Annotated in this window: 2 protein-coding genes; both read left to right on the plus strand. The window is 63.2% G+C overall.

All coding sequences use genetic code 11. The features are described from left to right. Positions 1 to 2,818: DNA-directed RNA polymerase subunit beta (gene rpoB / locus WDA27_14750; protein ID MFA5892183.1), on the plus strand; the 2,818-nt coding region annotated here is incomplete at its 5' end. A 36-nt stretch (positions 2,819 to 2,854) separates the two neighbouring features. Continuing rightward, the coding region (locus WDA27_14755) for a DNA-directed RNA polymerase subunit beta' (GenBank protein ID MFA5892184.1) at positions 2,855 to 4,343 on the plus strand (1,489 nt) is incomplete at its 3' end.

The following is a 4,343-nucleotide window of genomic DNA, read 5'->3' on the forward strand; positions in this document are numbered from 1 at the left end:
TATCCTGACGCAAGAGGACATCGTCGATGCGATGAAGATCCTCATCGAACTCAAGAACGGCAAGGGCGAGGTGGACGACATCGACCACCTCGGCAACCGCCGCGTGCGCTCGGTCGGTGAGCTCGCGGAAAACCAGTTCCGCGTCGGACTGGTGCGCGTCGAGCGCGCGGTGAAGGAGCGCCTGAGCCTGGCCGAATCCGAGGGCCTGATGCCGCAGGAACTGATCAATGCCAAGCCGGTGTCGGCGGTGATCAAGGAGTTCTTCGGCTCGAGCCAGTTGTCGCAGTTCATGGACCAGACCAACCCGCTGTCCGAGGTGACGCACAAGCGCCGTGTTTCCGCCCTTGGCCCCGGTGGTCTCACGCGCGAGCGTGCCGGCTTCGAGGTGCGCGACGTGCACCCGACGCATTATGGGCGCGTGTGCCCGATCGAAACGCCGGAAGGCCCGAACATCGGCCTTATCAACTCGCTCGCGATCTATGCGCGCACCAACGAGTACGGCTTCCTCGAGACGCCGTACCGCAAAGTAAACAACGGCAAGGTGGCCGACCAGGTGGATTACCTTTCCGCCATCGAAGAGAGCAAGTTCGTGATCGCGCAGGCGAACGCGACGCTCGACGCACGCGGCAGCCTCACCGACGAACTGGTCTCGTGCCGCTGCAAGAACGAATTCATGCTGTCGACGCCGGACAAGGTGGAATATATCGACGTCGCGCCGTCGCAGATTGTGTCGGTGGCCGCGGCACTGATTCCGTTCCTCGAACACGACGACGCCAACCGCGCGCTCATGGGCTCCAACATGCAGCGCCAGGCGGTACCGACGCTGATCACCGAGAAGCCGCTGGTCGGCACCGGCATCGAGCGTACCTGTGCCATCGACTCCGGCGCCACCCTGGTGGCGCGCCGCGGCGGCGCGGTCGAGTCGGTCGATGCCTCGCGCATCGTGGTGCGCGTGCACGACGACGAGACCAAGCCGGGCGAGGTCGGCGTGGACATCTACAACCTCACCAAGTACACGCGCTCGAACCAGAACACCAACATCAACCAGCGGCCGCTGGTGAAGGTCGGCGACGTGCTGGCCAGGGGCGACGTGCTGGCCGACGGCCAAAGCACCGACATGGGCGAGCTCGCGCTCGGGCGTAACGTGTTGGTCGCGTTCATGCCGTGGAACGGCTACAACTTCGAGGACTCGATTCTCATTTCCGAGCGCGTGGTGGATCAGGATTACTTCACCACCATTCATATCGAAGAACTTCAGACGGTGGCGCGCGACACCAAGCTCGGTTCCGAGGAAATCACGCGCGACATCCCCAATGTCGGTGAAGCGGCGCTGGCCAAGCTCGACGAGGCCGGCATCGTCTACATCGGCGCCGAGGTGGACGCGGGCGACATCCTGGTCGGCAAGGTCACGCCCAAGGGCGAGACCCAGCTGACCCCGGAAGAGAAGTTGCTGCGTGCGATCTTCGGCGAGAAGGCCTCGGACGTGAAGGACACCGGCTTGCGCGTGCCCTCGGGCATGGCTGGCACGGTCATCGACGTGCACGTGTTCACGCGCGAAGGCGTGGACAAGGACTCGCGCGCCAAGAGCATCGAGGAGCAGGATCTCGCCAGCATCCGCAAGGACCTCGACGACCAGTACCGTATCGTCGAGAACGACGCCTTCATGCGCCTCGAACGCCAGATCGTCGGCAAGACCGCCGACGGCGGTCCCGCCGGCCTCAAAAACGGCGACCGCATTACCAAGGCCTACCTCGAGGAACTGCCGCGTCAAAAGTGGTTCGACGTCCGCCTCAAGAACGAAGAGGCGTCACAGGCGCTGGAGCAGATCCGCGCCCACCTTACCCAGCTCAAGGAGCAGTTCGAGCAGCGCTTTGTCGAGAAGAAGGCCAAGCTCACCTCGGGCGACGACCTTGCCCCGGGCGTGCTGAAAATGGTCAAGGTGTACCTGGCGGTGAAGCGTCGGCTGCAACCCGGTGACAAGATGGCCGGTCGCCACGGTAATAAAGGTGTTATCTCGCGCATTGTCCCGGTCGAGGACATGCCGTACATGGCTGACGGTAGCCCGGTGGATATCGTGTTGAATCCGCTCGGCGTGCCCTCGCGCATGAATGTCGGCCAAGTGCTGGAGACGCATCTGGGCTGGGCGGCGCACGAACTCGGCGCGCAAATCGGCAAGATGCTCGATGAAAGCCGCAAGGCCGAAGAGCTGCGCCGCTTTATCGACAAAATTTACAACCACGTCGGCAACAGCGGGCGCAAGGAAGACATCAAGTCGTTGACCGACGACGAGGTCGCCGAACTGGCGCACAACCTGCGCAAGGGTGTGCCGGTGGCAACACCGGTGTTCGACGGCGCCTCCGAGGACGAAATCAAGGACATGCTCGCGCTCGCCGGTCTGCCGCTGAGCGGCCAGACGACGCTCTTCGACGGGCGCACCGGCGAGGCCTTCGAGCGTCCGGTGACGGTCGGCTACATGTACATCCTCAAGCTCAACCACCTGGTGGACGACAAGATGCACGCGCGTTCCACCGGCCCGTACTCGCTGGTCACGCAGCAGCCGCTCGGTGGCAAGGCGCAGTTCGGCGGCCAGCGTTTTGGTGAAATGGAAGTGTGGGCGCTCGAGGCCTATGGCGCGTCGTACACGCTGCAGGAGATGCTCACGGTGAAGTCGGACGACGTCGCCGGTCGCACCAAGATGTTCGAGAACATCGTCAAGGGCGACCACCGCATGGAGGCCGGCATGCCCGAGTCGTTCAACGTGCTAGTCAAGGAAATCCGCGCGCTCGGCATCGACATCGAACTCAAGCTGGCACAGTAAATCGGCTTATCTGGCTTAGGCCTAGGAGAACACACCTTGAAAGACCTGTTCAATCTTTTCAAACAGTCCAGCAAGTCCGAGGACTTCGATTCCATCAAGATCGGCCTCGCCTCGCCGGAGAAAATCCGCTCGTGGTCGTACGGCGAAGTGAAGAAGCCGGAGACCATCAACTATCGCACCTTCAAACCGGAACGCGACGGCCTGTTCTGCGCCAAGATCTTCGGTCCGGTGAAGGACTACGAGTGCCTGTGCGGCAAGTACAAGCGCCTGAAGCACCGCGGCGTGATCTGCGAGAAGTGCGGCGTCGAGGTGACGCTGTCCAAGGTGCGGCGCGAGCGCATGGCCCACATCGACCTGGCCTCGCCGGTCGCGCACATCTGGTTCCTGAAGTCGCTACCCTCGCGCATGGGCCTGGTGCTGGACATGACGCTGCGCGACATCGAGCGCGTGTTGTATTTCGAGGCTTACGTGGTCGTGGACCCGGGTATGACGCCGCTCGAAAAGGGCCAGCTGCTGTCCGAGGACGCGTACCTCAGCGCCATCGAGGAGCACGGCGACGAGTTCGACGCGCGCATGGGCGCGGAGGCGATCCGCAAACTGTTGAAAGGCATAAACCTCGAGGAAGAGACCACGCGCCTGCGCGCCGAACTCGCCGAGACCAGTTCCGAGACCAAGATCAAGAAGTTCACCAAGCGCCTCAAGGTGCTCGAGGCGTTTCTGCACTCCGGTAACAAGCCGGAGTGGATGGTACTGGAGATTCTACCGGTGCTGCCGCCCGAGTTGCGCCCGCTGGTGCCGCTCGACGGCGGCCGGTTCGCGACCTCGGATTTGAACGATCTCTACCGCCGCGTCATCAACCGCAATAACCGCCTGAAGCGCCTGCTCGACCTGAATGCGCCGGACATCATCGTGCGCAACGAGAAGCGCATGCTGCAAGAGGCGGTGGACGCGCTGCTCGACAACGGCCGCCGCGGGCGCGCCATCACCGGTGCCAACAAGCGCCAACTCAAGTCGCTGGCCGATATGATCAAGGGCAAGCAGGGCCGCTTCCGCCAAAACCTGCTCGGCAAGCGCGTCGACTACTCCGGCCGTTCCGTGATCGTGGTCGGGCCGACGCTGCGGCTGCATCAGTGCGGTCTGCCGAAGAAAATGGCGCTCGAACTCTTCAAGCCGTTTATTTTCCACAAGCTCGAGATCCAGGGCCTGGCCACCACCATCAAGGCCGCGAAGAAGATGGTCGAGGCCGCCGGTCCCGAGGTCTGGGACATTCTGGAAGAGGTCATCCGCGAGCATCCGGTAATGCTCAACCGCGCGCCGACGCTGCACCGTCTCGGTATCCAGGCGTTCGAGCCGCAACTCGTCGAGGGCAAGGCGATCCAGCTGCATCCGCTGGTATGCGCGCCGTATAACGCCGACTTCGACGGCGACCAGATGGCGGTGCACATCCCGCTGTCCATCGAGGCGCAGCTCGAGGCGCGCACCCTGATGATGTCCACGAACAACGTGTTGTCGCCCGCGAACGGCG

Source organism: Actinomycetota bacterium, from assembly GCA_041658565.1.
Lineage (GTDB): Bacteria > Actinomycetota > AC-67 > AC-67 > AC-67 > JBAZZY01.